Source organism: Bacillus cereus group sp. N11 (genome assembly GCF_016483605.1).
Taxonomy (GTDB): Bacteria; Bacillota; Bacilli; order Bacillales; family Bacillaceae_G; genus Bacillus_A; species Bacillus_A toyonensis.
The window spans coordinates 1-18,292 of sequence record NZ_JAEHBN010000013.1 but is presented as its reverse complement, the minus strand read 5'-3'; the positions used below and the strand labels follow the sequence as shown (position 1 = coordinate 18,292).

Sequence of the window (18,292 nt, the reverse complement as noted above, 5' to 3'; positions counted from 1 at the left end):
TACCTTTTTCCCTATTTATTTTCCTTTTAAAACACTATGTAACCGATCCGGATAATTTGTAAACATTCCTGTAGCACCCCATTTAATTAACAATCTCATATCTGGTTTCTCATTAATTGTATACGGATGAATAAGCAGGTGATTTTCCCTAGCCTTTTTCATATATGACTCATCAATAATTAACTCTCCATTATCATTACGTAAGTTTGGCCCAATACCGACTGCATACGTTTTAATTTCTTGAAAATCATCATTCGTTACACTTTTCGGCTCATGTGTAATGCCAGACCATTCAACAATCTCGTTGTTATCATTTGGATAATACCAAAGTAGTTGGACTAACGGAATATTTTCATTCATACTATGAATCTTTTTTAAGCTATCTTTACTAAATGATTGAATCATAACACGGCTAGAAGACATGTTCTGACCTATTAAATTATATTTTTTTAATAACGCTAATAATTTCTCTTCCATTCCTGGATACACATCTGGCGATTTTGTTTCAATATAATACTTCATACTTCTTCCGTACTTCTGAAAGATTTCTTCAAGAGTCGGAACTTTTTGACCAATATACTCTTGCTTAGCCTTTTCTGGATAAGCTTTATTGAACCATGACCCTGCATCTAAACTCTTTATTTCACTTAACGTTTTATCTCGTACTTCACCTGTACCATTTGTAGTTCGATCAACTGCTGTATCATGCATTGCAATTAATTGGCCATCCTTAGTTAATTGAATATCTAACTCCAAATAATCCGCTTTCATTTTTTTCACTAAATCATAAGAAGCAAAAGTGTGCTCAGGTGCATGTCCACTTGCTCCGCGATGTGCAATATTTAAAAACTTATTCGTATTCCATTCATGCTTCCCTTCTGATTTCGCATGAACAGCTCCCCCAGCAAAGACACTTCCCGTCATAAAGAAAATAACTAAAACGCTAATAATTTTTCTCATCCTTTTAACCCTTCCTACGTTGCAAATTTCAACAAGCTAATGAGATTTACACGAAATAGAAGACATACTTTCATTATTTTTATAAGCCTATATTAAAATTTCAATCTTACAAATATATTTTCTCTATGTTATTAATAAAGAAAACTATTACTATACTATTTCATTCCTATAGCCTCCTTTTCACATGTAACTCCCTATTGTGTACGGTTCATTCAATAAAAAAAGCCATAATTTATTTAGAGGACACTCCTGTATCCCTAAATAAACTTATGGCTTTTCTCAAATATCTCCGGCCTCTATTAACTTGTAGAAATTAATCATACCAAACCTATTAAATTTTGTGAATATGATTTTTTAATAAAGTAAAACTTCAATCAACCAAGTTTTATGCATCCTCCATTGAGTATTAGTTCACACTGATCAGACTTTTATGGACAATGATTAGCTATAATGTCTTTTTGTTTTTATCAACTATTTTATTTACATAATATTATTATCTTTTATAACAACTTTCATTTTTTACAATTCTTAGTTAAAAAGTGGATAATTTATATACAACCACACTTCCTTATTTATTTGAAAATTTCATAATAAATTGTTCATAACCTCTTCAAGTACTGTGTTTATTGGAGATATAACCTCTTTCCCTGAACGCCACCCTATAAAGCCATCAGGTCTAATCAATACAGCACCTCCATTCTCTATCCCATATAATTTGCAAAAAACATCTTCTTGAGCAATAAAGTCTCCACTTAGACCAACTCGATACACTTTTATATTTATTCCTAATTTAGATGAAGCATCATGTGCAGCTTCATCCCAAGAACAATTTTCTATTCCTGTAAGTAATACAAAATTGTTACCGAATAAGTCTAGTATAGAAGCTTCTTTCCCTTCATACACCCCAAAAAAATGTGGTGCTCGCGTGCCAGGTCTTCCGTTCAGCTCTACTACATCCATTCTATGCGGAGTGTTGGAGTCATCTATAATCGCCTCTGAACAATACTGATACCCAACAGTTACAGCTAAACCATCCATATTATTCAAACTGCCTTCCTCTCTATTCGCAGCACGAAATAATAAACTACTCGCATAATCCGTCGTTAATTTTGCAACAGGGTATCTCTCATCATGGTATGTTTCTAACAATTTCGGTTTTGCTTTCCCTTTTATAACAGCAGCTAACTTCCAGGCTAAATTATGCGCATCTTGTATTCCCGTATTTGAACCAAATCCTCCTGTTGGCGGCATAATATGTGCAGAATCACCAACTAAAAAAATGCGATTTTCTTGAAATTTTATCGCTGTACTTTCACTCGCTTCCCACGGTAGAACACTTAATATTTCTGGTTCAACATTTGTACTTCCAATTGCTGTTTGAATAATTTGTTTACAACGTTCTATATTGAAATCCTCTGGCCCCTCTCCTTTTAATGGATCGTAGGCTACATGATAAATCCATTTTTTTACGTTATCAACCGGGATGAGTGCACCAAGAACCTCCGTATGAAGTACCATAGAAAAACCGAATGCGTCTCCTTGTATAAACTCACTTAAATCAGCTTCAAAATAAATATTCATATAATAGCCACCAATGGTTCCACGACCCTCAGTTTTAATCCCTAACTGCTCACGTATTTTACTTTTCGCCCCATCTGCTGCAATTACATAATCACAATGTATGACACTCTCTTTTTCTGTTTCACGATCTCGAATCGTTGCTTTTACCCCGTTCTCATTTTGTTCAAATAAAATTAATTCATGATAAAAAGATAGTTCTCCGCCTAATGTCTTCGCTTCTTGTAACATCATTTCTTCTAAAATAATTTGATAACAAGCAGTTTGTTTTGATGCGCTAATCTCTTCTATTTTTTGAAGTAACTTTTCATCGTTTCCATACTGAGTGGCTCTCATTTTTTCCAATTCTTCCTTATTCGCCTCAGCTATTGTACGAACCGCTATTCTTCCTCGGCAATTTTCTAGTGCTTTCCCCGCCAATTTAATTCTATTTTCTAAACCTAATTCTCGAAATAACTCCATTGTACGTAAAGTAAGCCCGCCTGCTTTCGGATGAATTGCAGTAGACGGATGTCTTTCAATAAGTAAGTACCTAATATTATGTTTTGCAAGAAATAACGCAGACGCTAATCCTGATAATCCCCCTCCAACAATTAAAACTGGTACATAATTTGCTTTCATATATTTATCCTCCACATCATTGTTCTGAGCTCAGTATCATAAATATAATTAAAAAAACCATTAAAATATAGACTTATATTTCATTTTGAATTATCATATAGATAGATTACGCCCCAAAATCCCTTTTACCTTTTCATACATCTATAATCCACCTGAATTGTGTGTGTATGAAAGAGTAAAACAAAAGAACTTACTTTACGTTGAGCCATGTTTTATTATAGAAATCAAAAATAATACAAAAATTATAAGCGATCATAACCTTATGGATTATATAAGGTTGCGATCGCTTACTTTATTGTTAAATCATTTTTCATTTTTAAAACTTCATCTATTGAGTTATGTAATCCTTCCAATCCCTTTTCTATCCCTCTATAATTTTCAACAATAAAAAATTCATTCGTCTCGATTTTCTTTCCCAATATTGCAGCTCATACAACAATCATGTAGCATTATCGTATCGATGCAATGGTTCATCATCTTAAACCTTTCGACTAATTTATTGGAGGCAAAGTGATTGAAATGAATAAACAAGAACAATTAAATGTTATAAAAAAAGATTTTATTGATTCTCAAAAAGTATTATTGGCAATTGGCGATGAAACAAGGCAAGCTATTTTGTTAGTTCTCATGGAAACGGAATGTCAAACCGGATTACGTGTAGGAGAAATTACGAAGCAAACACACCTTTCCCGCCCAGCAGTATCACATCACCTTAAGATTTTACGAGAAGCTGGTATTATTTTAATGCGAAAAGAAGGCACAAAAAACTTTTATTATATTGATATACGTACAAAATTAGGTTTATTAAAAAATCTTGTGTTAGATATTGAAAAGCTGTTGCACAACTTTTATTGAAATAAAGATACGGTATTTGGAGGTATAAGAAATGAAAGCAATGATAATTGATAGATATGGAAAAGTCCCAATGCGTATGACAGAGGTACCTACTCCTGAAATAAATGAGTATGAAGTGCTCGCAGAAATTCATGCAGCTAGCATTAATCCAATTGATTTTAAAATACGCGACGGAAAAGTAAAAATGTTACTGAAATATGAAATGCCCCTAATACTTGGTAATGACTTTTCCGGTGTCATCGTAAAGATTGGGGCAAAAGTGACTAACTTTAAAGTCGGTGATGAAATATATGCACGCCCAAGAAAAAATAAGATTGGTACTTTCGCGGAGTATATAGCCATTCATGAAGATGATATAGCTTTAAAACCTAATAATTTAAGTTTTGAGGAAGCTGCTTCGATTCCACTCGTTGGCTTAACATCATATCAAGCATTACATGACATCATGCAATTACAAAAAGGACAAAAGATTTTAATTCACGCTGGATCCGGTGGTGTTGGTACTTTTGCTATTCAGTTAGCAAAAATAATGGGTGCCACTGTTACAACGACTGCTAGTGAAGCTGGTGCGAATTTAGTAACATCTCTTGGCGCAGATGAAATTATTAATTATAAAACAGAGAAATTTGAAGATATACTAAAAAATTATGATGCGGTATTTGATACAATAGGCGGTGCAACACTTGAAAAATCATTCAATATTATAAAAAGCGGAGGAAACATTGTTTCCGTTTCAGGCATGCCGAATGCTCGCTTCGGTAAAGAATTTGGTTCAGGATTCTTTAAAACTCTCTTATTTTCATTAGCCAGCAAAAAACTTACCGCACTTGAAAAAAAGCATAATGCTCAATATTCATTTTTATTTATGAAGCCAAGCGGGGATCAATTACGTACTATTGCAAACTATATTGAAGCTGGACAAATCAAACCTGTAATCGATCGAGTTTTCCCTTTTGAAGATGCTCAAAAAGCAATGGAATATTCAGAGTCTGGAAGAGCAAAAGGAAAAATAATTGTAAAAATGAAATAATAATAAAACCTCCATTTTCTTAAAATGGAGGTTTTAAATTTGCTGTTAAATAGACATTGTGCAATGAAGTCCTTACAATAGATTGCAAGGGGAAATATTATATTATACTTTTAGTTAACTTTACAAAGAATACATACGTACAAATACATATCCTAATTACAAAAGAGGAGGAGATAAAATGACTAAAAATAATGAAGCTGGTTGGAATTTAGATAATAGTTATACGACTTTACCACAATCATTTTATACAGAAATCCCCCCTACTCCCGTAAGTTCACCGGAGCTAGTTAAACTAAATCATTCACTAGCAATATCTCTCGGCTTTAATCCTGAAGAATTGAAAAAAGAAGTTGAAATTGCTATTTTCGCTGGTAATGCACTCCCTGAAGGAGCTCATCCATTAGCTCAAGCGTATGCCGGTCATCAATTCGGACATTTTAATATGTTAGGCGACGGCCGTGCCCTTTTAATTGGCGAACAAATTACTCCTTCCGGTAAACGTTTTGACATTCAACTGAAAGGTTCTGGCCCTACTCCGTATTCACGCCGCGGTGATGGTCGTGCTGCACTCGGTCCGATGCTACGTGAGTATATTATTAGCGAAGCAATGTATGCACTTGATATTCCGACTACTCGAAGTTTAGCAGTTGTCTCAACTGGCGAACCAACATATCGTGAAACAAAGTTACCCGGAGCAATTTTAACTAGGGTTGCTAGTAGCCATATACGTGTTGGCACATTTCAATATGCTGCCGCTCGTGGTTCTACCGAGGATCTTCAATCACTAGCTGACTATACGATCAAAAGGCATTATCCAGAAATTGAATCTCATAAAAATCCATATACTGCATTACTACAAGAAGTCATTAAAAGACAAGCAAGTCTTATCGCTAAATGGCAACTTGTTGGATTTATCCATGGTGTAATGAACACTGACAATATAACGATTAGTGGGGAAACGATTGATTACGGTCCTTGTGCATTTATGGACAATTACGACCAAGGAACCGTATTTAGCTCTATTGACACACAAGGCCGTTATGCATATGGAAACCAACCATATATGGCTGCTTGGGATCTCGCTCGTTTAGCTGAATCTTTAATACCTATCCTACATGAAGATGAAGAAACAGCATTAAAGATTGCACAAGACGAAATTTCAAAATTTAGCGTACAGTATGAAAACAATTGGTTCCTTGGAATGAAAAAGAAATTAGGACTATTTAGCAACGAGGAACAAGATCAATCACTTATTGAGCAACTTTTAAAAATGATGGAGAAATATAAAGCGGATTATACAAATACCTTCCGTTCTTTAACTCTCGATACGTTAGAAAATACCCCTCTATTCGAAAGTCCAGAATTTAAAGAATGGTACGGACTATGGCAATCTCGATTAGAAAAACAAGAAGAATCAAAAGAGAACGCCTATGAGATGATGAAAAATAATAACCCGTCGATCATCCCAAGGAACCACCGTGTAGAAGAAGCATTAGAAGCAGCTGTTACAGATGGAGATTATAGCGTAATGGAGAAACTTCTTGAAGCTTTATCAAATCCTTATGCTTATTCTGCAGAGCAAGAAGAATACTGTGTTCCACCCGTGCCTACGAATCGTCCTTATCGTACTTTTTGTGGGACTTGATTGCAATTAAAAGAACATTTCTAATTATATTTACTGTTAACAACAAACTTAAAAGGTGGTTTCAATATTGAAAACACCTTTTAAGTTAACTTATTTAATGTCCACTTTTAAAATCAACTAAAAATGCCGACTTCAAATCAAAAATACTTCACTCTATATTTATACATGTTCTACTACTAAAAAATCTGGTTTTGCAGGTGCAGGCGTATCTCCATGAGCAGCATATTGTTTTGTATCAAGGTTTAATATCGAAAAATTTTCATGTGCCTCTTGTTTAGATTCAGCTAAAATACCGCCAATACTTAAAGATACAACACCAGCAACCGCTAATCCCATAATAGTTAATCCGATTTTTTTCATTATTTCAACGCTCCTTTGTCAAATATTCTTTTTCTCATTTCATAAGCCTTATAAAAATACTTTTCAGCCTGTTCTATATTGCCTTCTTTATGAAACTCTATTGCCAGCTTTTCAGCATATTCGCAGATATATTCGGTTAAATTTTCTCTTTCAAAGTAAGCAAAACTTTCAAGTATAATTTTTTCTACGTTTTCTGCTTTTAAACATTGACAAAATTCCTTTAGAATTAAAAAATGATACCTATATTCATCATTTTTTAATTCTTTACAAACTTCCAATCCAATTTCAATTAACTCTTTTGCCTTTTCTATTTCTCCTATTTTATAATATTCTCCTGCCTCTATAAAAATAGCTTTATAATGATTCGGCATTTTTTTAGAAACTTCTGATAAGTGCCTAATAGCTAAGACTGAAAGGTTTTGGCTCGCATACAATAATCCCAAATTATGCCTTATTCTTAAAACTAGTGTTTCAGCATCTTTTTTTTGCAAAGTATTTAATGCTGAAACAATATACTCCTCTGCTCTTTCATGCTGTTTTAATTTTGAAAAAGATAATCCCAAAACATTTTCACATAGTGCTACATTCATTTCATGCCCTGCATGTTTTGCAAAGATATCCCTTGCTTTCGAAGCATATTCAATAGCTGAATATGCTTGATACATTTGATATTTTAATGTAGAAACTCTGTAGTTCAACTCTGCTTGTTCAACTTCATCTGGAATATGCTTTAGTAATCCTTCCGCTTTATCAAAATAGTTACTCGCTTCACTATAATTTGAGAGAATTGTAGAATGTATGGATTTGAATAAATAATAATAATATTCTAAAAATTCATCGTTCGGTTTAGGCAACGAATCCACTTTATCAAAAGAATTTTTTGAAATACCTATACCATCAATTAGCACTTTATATCGAAAATCTAAAAGATAATAGTGAAATAAAACATTTATATCTTCTTCGATAATATGTAGCTTTTTATCAATCTCTTCCTTTATTTTTTTCGCTTCACTTACTCGTTGGGCTCTGATATTTTGGTACCAATCATTCAGCATCTTGGTAATTAATTTATTACCCGTGATTTGTATATTCATTGAAACCCCTCCCCCTTCTCTTTAATTATTCTAAAAGTAACACAATTCAATTATTTATATCCATATTTATATATATTTCTCAACAATTGTTTGAAATTCAACTCCTCAATTTATTATTTGTCCACATTACACCCATCTCTTATAACCTCTGAATATGAGTATCCTTAAAATCCGTCTCATATTTCAATCCATATCCAAACATTCGATCCATTCCAATATGTGCTGTCCATATTAAGCCAATCATTAGAACGGTATCTATCTTAAAATAGACACCTATTAGAACAATTAATATGGATATGATATATGTGTGACATACATTATATATTTTAGCACCAACGTGATTATTGATCCCATATGCTAACATTGATAAATCCGGCGCTAAAAGGAATACAAAAAATATAATCCAACCAAATTCATATATCGAATACATATAAATCGTGGCTAAAAATACAATCAGTCCTTCAAAATGTACAATACGTTTTTGCATTTTTTATCATTCCTCTATTTCAAATGAAATGCGCGTCTCTTATTTTCCTATATTTATTGATAAATTTTTATCAATAAAGTTCCCCTTTGCATTTTTTGACCAAACAATTGCTAAAATTGGTCCTGCAATGTTATGCCATACTGCCGCTAATACACTTGGGAGTGCAACAGCACATTTTGCATTCCTACTCCTATTGAAATGGCTCTTCTAGTCCCTTCATCTAATCCAAGTACGAACGCAGTTATATACCCGAGCAAAAAACCAAATGCATTATGGAGCATCACTGCAACAAAGATAAGAAGACCTGAAGAAGTAATGCTACTTACATTTGCTGAAACAATTGCAGAAACAATAATGATAATTGCTATAACCGATATTAAAGGTATTACAGTCATTCCTTTATTAACGGTATAAGGAAAAAACTTCTTCACTAATCATCCCAAAATGATAGGCACGATAATGCCTTGTACGATAGAAAGAAACATAGACATAGCATTTACTGGCAGTCATTGCAATAGACAACGCTAAATTTCCTTTTGCTAAATAAGCCATAACATTTGATGCGGTGCCACCCGGTACTGAACCGAACAACACTAATCCAGCTGCTAATTCCGCTGGTAGATTCATAACGTAGGCGAGTACGTATGCGACAAGTGGCATAATAATAAACTGAGCACATACACCGATAATAACTGGCAATGGTTTTGTAGCGATGATTTTGAAATCAACAGTCTTTAATGTTAACCCCATCCCAAACATGACAACCCCAAGTAAAATTGTTATGTAACTAGTTAACCCGAGAAATGGCGTGGGAATGAAATATGCAATAGCTGCAATACAAATAACCTAAAATGCAAAATACTTTCCAGCTATATTACTTATCGCTTCTAGTACTTTCACCCAATCATCCCTTATCCTTTAACTGAAACACCTTATTCGGATTCAAAATATTTTGCGGATCAAGAGCTTTCTTTATTTTCTCCATTACGAATAATGCCGCCCCATGTTCTTCTTCTTGATACTTTCGTTTTCCGACTCCAACGCCATGTTCTCCCGTGCACGTTCCACCTCGTTTAAGAGCATATAGAACGATACTTTCGTTTATTTCGTCTGCCTTCTTCACTTCTTCTTTATCCTTTGTATCAATCATTAAGAGTACATGGAAATTCCCATCTCCAACATGACCGAGAATACCACCAATAAGACCTACTTTATGTAATACCTCTTTCGAATGGTGAATCGCACCAGCTAATTCTGAAATCGGCACACATACATCTGTACTCATTAGTTTTTTGCCAGGATAACTATGCACGTAAGAATACGCTAAGTTATGTCTTGCATCCCATAATTTATTTCTCGCCGCAGTTTCCGTCTCAAACGCGATTTCTTTACATTTATGATCAAGAACGATTTCTTTCGTAAATTCAATATCTTGCTTTAGCCCCGCTTCATTGCCATGAAACTCTAAAAACAGTGTAGGTTCTTCTCTATAACTTGTTTCATTATAATGATTTACTTGTTTCATAGATAATTCATCAACAAGTTCAATTCTGGCAATTGGAATACCTGCTTGCAAAATATGTATAACAGCCTCTACTGCATCATTTATAGTTGGAAACGATGCTCTCGCTGCCATAACATGCTCTGGTATACCATATACTTTTAAAGTTAATTCCGTAAAACATCCAAGCGTCCCTTCTGAACCTACGAAAATACCATTTAAATGATAACCTGATGATGACTTCGCTGCTAAATTCCCCGTATGTATTACGCCTCCATCAGCTAGAACCACTTCTAAATCACGAACTTGATCACGCATTACGCCATACTTAACCGCTGTCGTTCCGCTTGCATTTGTAGCAGCCATTCCACCTAACGTTGCATCGGCTCCTGGGTCTACACTAAAAAACAATCCATACTTTTTCAATTCTTTATTAAGCTGAGAGCGGGTCACTCCTGGCTGTACTCTCACAAGAAAATCCTTCTCCCTTATTTCAAGTATTTTATTCATAAGAGAAAAATCCATTGTGATCCCCTTTTCATACGGAATTACATGTCCTTCTAAACTAGAGCCTACCCCAAATGGAACGACAGGTTTTTTATGCTCACTTGCTACTTTCATTATCCCGCTAACCTCTTCGGTCGTTTTTGGAAAAACAACTACATCAGGTAAACTACTAGCATGATATGATTCATCTTTACTATGTAACTCTCTTACTGTCTCATTTATTACTACTCGATCTTCAGGAAGTATATCCTTTAATTCATTTACTAAATGCTCAATTGTTATTTCCATAACTAACTCTCCTTTTTTAATTTTAAAATAAGTATACCATTTTTATACAAAATAATTAGAAAAATAAGATTATTGAACTTTAAGCATACAAAAAAGAACTTGCAGCACCCGCTACAAGTTCTTTTCAAACTACATTTTATATGACTTCTTTATTAACAACATAAACCAAATTAATGTTACTGCCATCAATGAATGAGAGAAACCTACAATATACGTTAGCCCTTTAAAATCCGCTCCATTTAATTGAAGAAGCCCTCTCGCTGCCAGCGAACCTAACATTAAAGTTAATGCAATGTTATGTAAAACAAACCATTTATTAAATCCTTTCACTTCATGAAACGCGAATACTTTTGCTAATCCTAAAGCAATTAAAAAGAAGAAAAAACCAAGTACAAGTGTATGTGTATGTAAAAGGTTTAATAAAGTAGAGCCTAAAATCCCTTTATACTTCCCATACTCCCTAGCAAATATTCCTGACAATAAACCGATAATTAAATACGTAAACGATGCATTATATAATTTTTTCATTATGTACCTCCTTGAGTAGAATGTGTAGTGTGTCATATTTAGTAATAATGATAGTTATATAGTAAAAACTCCTAGTCACCTAGGAGTCATTGTATAAGTATCTCACTCTTTACAATCAAATCTAATTATAAAATATCCTTTTATACAAAACAAACGAACTTTATGTGAACAAGTAGAGCGTAAATAAAATATGTTGCACTTTTGTATTACGCAATCCATACTAATTGTTATAACATTTAAAGGTGGTGCAATACATTGATAGTTCTTGAAACTGAACGACTCACTCTTCGTTGGCTCGATATAAATGATGCTCCGTTTATTCTTGAATTAGTAAACGATCCTGCATGGATTCAGTTTATTGGTGATAAAGGGGTTAAAAACTTAGAAGACGCAAAAAATTATATCGTAAACGGACCAGTCGATATGTATAACAAACTCGGATTTGGCCTTTACTTAGTAGAAAGAAAAGAAGGTCTCACGCCACTTGGTATGTGCGGTCTTATTAAAAGAGATTCATTAGAAGATATTGATATCGGCTTTGCCTTTTTAGAAAAATTCCGTTCAAAAGGATATGGCCACGAGTCTGCTTCTGCGGTAATCGAATACGGTGTACAAAAACTTGGACTGAAACGAATTGTAGCAATTACTTCTATAGATAACATCACCTCAGGAAAGCTTTTAGAAAAAGTAGGATTGCAGTTCGAAAAGATAATTTCAGACTCAGGAGAAGATTTAAAATTATTCGGGTATAACGCGTAATAAAAAGGTCACCACTCATGGTGACCTTTTTATTATTTTACTGATTTTGTAATAATCTTTTGAGTTACATTATAGTTGTATCAATTCTTGTAATTACCAATATTCCTTTCACATCACATTTTTGGAACTTTATAGAAATAAAACTTCCACTTCTAAATTAATTATATTAATATATTAAATAAAGGAAGTGAGAATAAATGGAACAACCACTATTTTTGTTAGTTCTTCAATTCATTGCAATTGTATCGTATATGGAATCTTGTACAATACCGTATTGAAATTAAATATGCCTAAATGGACTGCACATATGGTAGCTACGGTCTTTTCTCTTGGTATTGCCTATCAAGCTTTTATAAATTTCATTTGAAAAACTTTTGTAGCAATTACTTCTACAAATATTGTTGATGCAGTAAAGCTTTTACAAAAAGTAGGATTGCAATTTGAGAGGATTATTTCATGATTAGGAAACGTAACCATTTTTTATAAAGTCTGTCCAGGGCAAAATAATGAAGAATTTATTTCCACTAGAAATATATTTGCATAACAAGGAATGAATTTAATTAATCCTGCAACAAATTTCATTTTAGATCAAAAATACGTAAGAAAATAAGCACATCTTGTTATAAAAACAGATGTGCTTATTTTTTAATTTCTATGCATTTTTACGTTTTAAGAAAATCACTCCACCTACAATTAACAGTAATGCGCCTGCAGCCATAGAGATCCAACTAGTAAGGTTAGTACCTGTTTGCGGTAACCATCCAATTTTAGATTGAATTTCATTCTTAGGTTGTGGTTGTTCTTTTACTTGCTCTTTAGGTTGCTCTGATGTTGGAGTATTTTTATCTGGATTCGGCTGTTCTGGTTTAGGTTGTTCCGGTTTTACCTCTTTGAATTTCACTGTTTGTCCCTTATCTTCAATGTCAACGTGAATAGCTACTAAGACACTATCTTGATACAGTTCTTCAAATACTACTACTTCTTTACCTTGTAATGCAGAAGCATTACATGTGAAATCTAATGTGATAGAACCATTTTTCTCTTTTGCAGTAAACTTAGATTCTGCTGTTACTTCTTTACCTTTAACTAATAATGGTTTGTTTGTTGCTTTATCCATTAGTTTACCTTTTACAACGTACTCTTTACCCACGATTAAGTCTTTGTATTCCACTTTATCTTGGATTGTTACAGATTTTGTAGCGTCTAATTCTTTAGAACCATCAGCTTTGTTTGTAGCTGTTGTTTTTATTGAAGGCTCTACAAATCGAACTGTTTGACCTGCATCGTTAATGTCTGCATGAGTTGCAATTACTTGACCTTCATGTAATAAGTCTTCAAACACGACTACTTCTCTTCCTTGCTGTTCAGCACCAACAAAAGTAAATTCTACTGTTACAAAACCATTCTTTTCTTTTGCAGTAAACTTAGTCTCAGCTATTACTTCTTTACCATCAATTAATAATGGTTCTTTAATAGCTTTGTTCATTAATTTACCTTTTACAGTGTACTCTTTACCAACAACTAAGTTAGTATACTCTACTTTATCTTGGATAGTGATAGAATCATTTGCATGAATCTCTTTTCCACCATCAGCTTTGTTTGTAGCTGTTGTTTTTACTGAAGGCTTAACGAACTTAACTGTTTGACCCTTGTCGTTGATATCAGCATGTGTTGTAACAATTTTTCCGTTTTTCAGTAACTCTTCGAATACTACTACTTCTTTTTCTTCTAAACCAGTTGCATCAAATGTAAAATCTAATGTAATAGAACCATTTGCTTCTTTTGGTGTAAACTTAGTTTCAGCTGTTATTTCTTTTCCATTTACAACTAATGGTTTATTAGTTTCTTTATCCATTAATTTACCTTTTACAGTGTACTCTTTACCTATTTGTAGATCTTTGTATTCCACTTTATCTTGAATTGTTACAGACTTAGACGTGTGCATTTCTTTTGTGTCATCTGTTTTATCAGTAGCTGTTGTTTTTATTGAAGGAATCTTTTCATCTTTGACAATATGTTTAATGATTTGACCATTCTCTTTGATCTCAAAAGAGAACGTTTCTTCATTCAATACATAACCTTTTGGTGCAACAGTTTCTTTATATGTGTATTTTCCAAATGGTAACTTTTCAAACTTCGCGATACCTTTATCGTCTGTTTTTCCTTTTACTACTTCTTTTCCTGCTTCATTATAAATAGTAAACTCTGCATTTGGAAGTTTGTTGTTTCCATCAGCTACATCAACTTTTGTAATTTCTAGATCACCTTTGATAAGATGATTAACTGCTAATAACTCAATAATTTTCCCATGTTCCTTTATTTCGAACATAATCGGTTCTTTAATAAGAACGTAACCGTTTGGAGAAGCCTTTTCTACAAATGAATATTTACCATATGCTAAATTTTTGACGTTAACTTCACCTTTTTTATCTGTCTTATATTCACCAATAACTTTCCCACTTGCATCTTTTAACTCGAATACTGCACCTTCTAATTTTTTGCTGATATCTTCATTATCTACTTTAAGTAATTTTACACTACCTTTTACTTCGGTATTTTCTACTGTAAAAGTAAGTGTTTTATTGTGCTCTTTAATTTCAAAAGGATACTTTGTTTTATTTTCAAGATATCCATTAGGTGTTTTTGTCTCTAAGAAATAATACTTACCATACGTAAGATCCTCAACTTTTGCAATTCCATTTTCTTTTGTTACTACTTTTTTCACTTCTTTTCCATCTTCAGTGAAGACTGTGAATTCAACATTTGGCAAAATCTTTCCTGAATCACTAAGTTTTTTTATTTCGATGTTACCTTTTACTTTATTGTTTACTACTTGAACAGCTCCTGTTTCCCCTGTTTTAACTTCAATAGTTTGTGGTTTATCACCTGAAACATAACCTGTTGGTGCTTTAATTTCTTTTACTGTATATGTACCAATTTGTAGGTTATTTAATTCTGCAGTACCATCAGCACCAGTCGTGATTTTTCCAACTGATTCATTATTTGCATTAAAGACTTCAAATACTGCACCAGCTAGAACTTCCCCATTTTCTCCAACCTTTTTAATTTTTAAAGAACCAGTTGCTTCCCAATTTACTGCAAGATCACTACTAAGTTTTTCTTCATTTCTTTCTAATAATACTGTAGCATTCTGAACAGTATCCGTGCCGCGGTAAGCAATTGCTTGAACTTTAGTTAAATTAGCAGCAACACTTAAATTAAATTCACCTGTTTTTGTGTTCTTAGGAATTTGGATACGGAATTTTTCCCCAACTGAAAGCTGATCTCTCACTTCACCATTTTCACTAACAATTTTAACTCCATTAGGGGCATTTTTCGCTACTACCTTATAAGAACCACTCTTAGCATTTGTTTGTACTGTGTATAGATTCGTTTCAAAGAACTCACCCTTTAATTCTGCTTTTTGCTTTTCAGCAGGAATCACATTCATAAAAATATCTTGCGTCTCTTCACTATTATTAGCATTATTAATAATAGCCTTAGCTGCTTTTTCAACATTTTTATTCTCATGTTTTAATTCATTTACATCAAGTTGACCTAATGCATTCCAGACCGCAAGCTGAGTTGCATAATGCGCTTCATTTTCATTAGCTACTCCCAGCTGTTCAGTACTTTTTTGTGGGAAACCATTTAATAAGACCTTATATACTACATTATCTGTTTTCCCCATTTCAGGAAGATCTTCACCATTTGGTGATTTTAATCCAAGAGTTAAGCAATAAGCAATTTGACCGCTTGAATTTTTAATAAATTCAGTCCGAATGTACTTACCTAGACTATTACTATAACTCCATTCCATTGAATATTTTTCATGCGTCATAACTTCTGCACTAGCCCTTGGTAAAAACACATTAAAGAATAATGCCAGTACTGATAATAATGTAAAAACTCTTATAATAACTCTCTTACTCAATTCTGAAACCTCCCTAAAATAAATTTATCTGAGTATATATCGCAATATCTAAAACATTCACGAGCAACCCGATTATCATTATAAAACAAAAAATTACAAATATTAAATATTTTTAACTAAATAGTCATAAAATTTACACATTTTAATATTTTTCAAGTTTTCAAATGAGTTTACTATATACAGATTCCAAAACACGACTGCAATTAACCAGATAAATATGTATGTTAAATATGTAACTAGTAGTTCTTTTGTTCAAGTTAGTAATCTTCTATTTTATCCAACCATTACTGTAAGAAAATCCACCCAATTGCTTTTACCTAATAAATAAAAAAAGGCATCAAAAGTTTCGCTTTGTAATCATATATTTTGGCATATTTAATTATCTTTAAAAGAGGCCACTATTTAAATTACTAGTTTACTTCTTTCCATTCTATTTATAAATATGTACAATTTCTTCAACAAAAAAAGTTTCCTATTTTATATGAGGAAACTTTTTACGTAGTATGAACCTAAAAACCTAAAATCCCTATAATTTGGCGGGCCTTAGCATTATCAATATAATAATGCATCTCTAATCCTCGTCTTTCTGCACGGAGTACGGTTCCCTTTAATTTTGATAGATGTTGTGAAACAGTGGATTGCGGGAGTCTTAATATTTCCGTTAACTGTGTAACATTACACATTTTATGGTGCATTAATTCATTTACAATTTGTAATCGAACGGGATGTGCCATTACCTTTAATACATCTACATCTTCTTCACTAATTTTAACTCGATTTCTATTGGATAGTAATGTTGTCATTTCGCATTCTCCTTTATTATTTATTTCTATTTTCCTATTATCCTTATAAGTAGTACTTATAGATGATTACCATTTGTCCTGTTGAGAAAATATATTCTCTTTCTTAAATAAAAAAAGACCCCTATCCTGAAAAACAGTAATTACTACTTCAATGAATTAATGTCCTCTAATTTTCAGTCAAACTATATTTTATTTTGGAAAGATAATTTCGTAGTCTATTACATGATTTTGAGCTAGGTTTAACATACTTTGTTAAACGAAAAATCTATAAGAAATCTTCCTTCATTTCGCCTTATACAACTTATACAACTTATACTATTTATTTCTCAACACAAATAAACGAAATTAAATTTCCAATAATGGTAACTTCAGCTGTTAACTATCATTCCTTTTAACTTTCCCCAATTAAAAATAACCTTTTCTTTTCATTTTCTTGTTACCCCGAATAATATGTACCCCTCTTTTACTCTATTAATTCATTATTACACTCCTCCATTTAGATATAAGGGGAACTTCTTATTCAAAGAATTAATTATGCAACATTGCATTTGATAATCACTTTCGTTGTAACTATAATGATTACAGCATTACTATTAATCCAAATATTCTACATGGAGGTTTTATTATGTTCAAAAAAATTATTGTATCTTCTATGGCGCTTACTATGTTCGGTGGAGCTGCAACTATGCTAGAGGTACCTAGTGCTCAAGCAGCTTCTTATAACTCAACATCATCCTCTTACTTTGATGTCACTCCTGAAGAGGCCGCGGCTTTCTATCAATTTCAAGACTATAAAAAATTAAAAGTATTTATGGATGACTTTGAAGCTAGAAACCCTTATACTCCTGGTGGAGGCTACGCTCAAGGTAGTGTACGTATGCAAAAATTCAACGATGCTCTTAGAGATGCTAAATTAACAAATATCTACCAAGAATTTATTAGAATCTCATACTACAATCATTATCCAGAACCAAAATAATAACCACGGATAAAATGTTTATTATTTCTATAACTTAGCCTAATTTTAAATGTATAGCCTAAAAATAATGATTAGAAACCACTCATATAAGAGTGGTTTTTCTATTTCCCTATATAATTTAGCTGCATGTTAAGTCACCTTTATTTTGAAATCTTTCATAATGGACATTCTCTCGTTTACACAAACTAGTAGATTAGCGAAGAAAATATCAAAATGTCTTTATAAGTGGTTGGAAGTAATTCTTTTCTGTTTCATAACAAAAAACGAGCACCCTCTCACAATTACATTGAACTGCACCCCAATTGTTAGACACCGTCTAACAATTGGAGGTGCAGTTTTTCTATGGTTAAATTTACAGCTGAT

General features: G+C 32.9%; 16 protein-coding genes. 5 read left to right on the top strand and 11 right to left on the bottom strand.

What is annotated here, in order from left to right:
* Positions 1-15 precede the first annotated feature (15 nt).
* Positions 16-960 (bottom strand): glycerophosphodiester phosphodiesterase, encoded by a 945-nt coding sequence (locus JDS98_RS20305; RefSeq protein ID WP_199634260.1) that lies wholly within the window; start codon positions 958-960, stop codon positions 16-18.
* 585 nt (positions 961-1,545) lie between these two features.
* On the bottom strand, positions 1,546-3,159 hold the full coding sequence (locus JDS98_RS20300; protein ID WP_199634259.1) for an FAD-dependent oxidoreductase: 1,614 nt from the start codon (positions 3,157-3,159) through the stop codon (positions 1,546-1,548).
* A 510-nt stretch (positions 3,160-3,669) separates the two neighbouring features.
* Here JDS98_RS20300 and JDS98_RS20295 point away from each other — a divergent pair.
* The 3 genes from JDS98_RS20295 (at position 3,670) to JDS98_RS20285 (ending at position 6,689) form a co-directional block, all read left to right on the top strand.
* Positions 3,670-4,014 (top strand): ArsR/SmtB family transcription factor, encoded by a 345-nt coding sequence (locus tag JDS98_RS20295; RefSeq protein WP_000571879.1) that lies wholly within the window; start codon positions 3,670-3,672, stop codon positions 4,012-4,014.
* Between the two features lie 31 nt (positions 4,015-4,045).
* Positions 4,046-5,044: an NADP-dependent oxidoreductase gene (locus tag JDS98_RS20290; protein ID WP_098226846.1), complete on the top strand. Its 999-nt coding sequence runs from the start codon at positions 4,046-4,048 to the stop codon at positions 5,042-5,044.
* Between the two features lie 178 nt (positions 5,045-5,222).
* Positions 5,223-6,689, top strand: coding sequence for a protein adenylyltransferase SelO (locus tag JDS98_RS20285; RefSeq protein ID WP_098911818.1), 1,467 nt, complete (start codon positions 5,223-5,225; stop codon positions 6,687-6,689).
* 159 nt (positions 6,690-6,848) lie between these two features.
* On the opposite strand, the gene JDS98_RS20280 is transcribed toward JDS98_RS20285, so the two are convergent.
* The 7 genes from JDS98_RS20280 to JDS98_RS20255 form a co-directional block, all read right to left on the bottom strand.
* Positions 6,849-7,049, bottom strand: a complete 201-nt coding sequence (locus JDS98_RS20280; protein WP_199634258.1) for a hypothetical protein — start codon at positions 7,047-7,049, stop codon at positions 6,849-6,851.
* Positions 7,049-8,143: a response regulator aspartate phosphatase gene (locus tag JDS98_RS20275; protein ID WP_001025510.1), complete on the bottom strand. Its 1,095-nt coding sequence runs from the start codon at positions 8,141-8,143 to the stop codon at positions 7,049-7,051. Before JDS98_RS20275 ends, JDS98_RS20280 begins: the two co-directional genes overlap by 1 nt.
* Positions 8,144-8,282: 139 nt before the next feature.
* Positions 8,283-8,630, bottom strand: coding sequence for a DUF4260 domain-containing protein (locus JDS98_RS20270; RefSeq protein WP_001172035.1), 348 nt, complete (start codon positions 8,628-8,630; stop codon positions 8,283-8,285).
* Positions 8,631-8,776: 146 nt separating this feature from the next.
* Positions 8,777-9,061, bottom strand: coding sequence for a hypothetical protein (locus tag JDS98_RS30500; RefSeq protein ID WP_274605747.1), 285 nt, complete (start codon positions 9,059-9,061; stop codon positions 8,777-8,779).
* Positions 9,033-9,407 (bottom strand): bile acid:sodium symporter family protein, encoded by a 375-nt coding sequence (locus JDS98_RS30495; RefSeq protein ID WP_307838290.1) that lies wholly within the window; start codon positions 9,405-9,407, stop codon positions 9,033-9,035. The genes JDS98_RS30500 and JDS98_RS30495 overlap by 29 nt, the downstream gene beginning before the upstream one ends.
* A 127-nt stretch (positions 9,408-9,534) precedes the next feature.
* Complete coding sequence (locus JDS98_RS20260) at positions 9,535-10,926, bottom strand: FAD-binding oxidoreductase (RefSeq protein ID WP_199634257.1); 1,392 nt, start codon at positions 10,924-10,926, stop codon at positions 9,535-9,537.
* 129 nt (positions 10,927-11,055) lie between these two features.
* Positions 11,056-11,454: a DUF2871 family protein gene (locus JDS98_RS20255; protein ID WP_000737892.1), complete on the bottom strand. Its 399-nt coding sequence runs from the start codon at positions 11,452-11,454 to the stop codon at positions 11,056-11,058.
* Positions 11,455-11,709: 255 nt separating this feature from the next.
* On the opposite strand from JDS98_RS20255, the gene JDS98_RS20250 reads away from it, so the two are divergent.
* On the top strand, positions 11,710-12,213 hold the full coding sequence (locus JDS98_RS20250) for a GNAT family N-acetyltransferase (RefSeq protein WP_199634256.1): 504 nt from the start codon (positions 11,710-11,712) through the stop codon (positions 12,211-12,213).
* Between the two features lie 652 nt (positions 12,214-12,865).
* Here the strand turns inward: JDS98_RS20250 and JDS98_RS20245 are convergent.
* Entirely contained in the window at positions 12,866-16,147 is a 3,282-nt protein-coding gene (locus tag JDS98_RS20245) for a VaFE repeat-containing surface-anchored protein (RefSeq protein ID WP_199634255.1), read from the bottom strand.
* 509 nt (positions 16,148-16,656) lie between these two features.
* Complete coding sequence (locus tag JDS98_RS20240; RefSeq protein ID WP_000209595.1) at positions 16,657-16,950, bottom strand: ArsR/SmtB family transcription factor; 294 nt, start codon at positions 16,948-16,950, stop codon at positions 16,657-16,659.
* Positions 16,951-17,575: 625 nt separating this feature from the next.
* Here JDS98_RS20240 and JDS98_RS20235 point away from each other — a divergent pair.
* The gene (locus tag JDS98_RS20235; RefSeq protein ID WP_098911811.1) at positions 17,576-17,929 is read left to right on the top strand and encodes a hypothetical protein; all 354 of its coding nucleotides are present in this window, start codon (positions 17,576-17,578) and stop codon (positions 17,927-17,929) included.
* Positions 17,930-18,292 lie beyond the last annotated feature (363 nt).

Coding starts and splice junctions, on each gene's coding strand:
- JDS98_RS20275 (WP_001025510.1), bottom strand. CDS start 8,143: ATGAATATACAAATCACGGGTAATAAATTAATTACCAAGATGCTGAAT.
- JDS98_RS20260 (WP_199634257.1), bottom strand. CDS start 10,926: ATGGAAATAACAATTGAGCATTTAGTAAATGAATTAAAGGATATACTT.
- JDS98_RS20240 (WP_000209595.1), bottom strand. CDS start 16,950: ATGACAACATTACTATCCAATAGAAATCGAGTTAAAATTAGTGAAGAA.
- JDS98_RS20290 (WP_098226846.1), top strand. CDS start 4,046: ATGAAAGCAATGATAATTGATAGATATGGAAAAGTCCCAATGCGTATG.
- JDS98_RS20285 (WP_098911818.1), top strand. CDS start 5,223: ATGACTAAAAATAATGAAGCTGGTTGGAATTTAGATAATAGTTATACG.
- JDS98_RS20280 (WP_199634258.1), bottom strand. CDS start 7,049: ATGAAAAAAATCGGATTAACTATTATGGGATTAGCGGTTGCTGGTGTT.
- JDS98_RS20300 (WP_199634259.1), bottom strand. CDS start 3,159: ATGAAAGCAAATTATGTACCAGTTTTAATTGTTGGAGGGGGATTATCA.
- JDS98_RS20255 (WP_000737892.1), bottom strand. CDS start 11,454: ATGAAAAAATTATATAATGCATCGTTTACGTATTTAATTATCGGTTTA.
- JDS98_RS20235 (WP_098911811.1), top strand. CDS start 17,576: ATGTTCAAAAAAATTATTGTATCTTCTATGGCGCTTACTATGTTCGGT.
- JDS98_RS20270 (WP_001172035.1), bottom strand. CDS start 8,630: ATGCAAAAACGTATTGTACATTTTGAAGGACTGATTGTATTTTTAGCC.
- JDS98_RS20305 (WP_199634260.1), bottom strand. CDS start 960: ATGAGAAAAATTATTAGCGTTTTAGTTATTTTCTTTATGACGGGAAGT.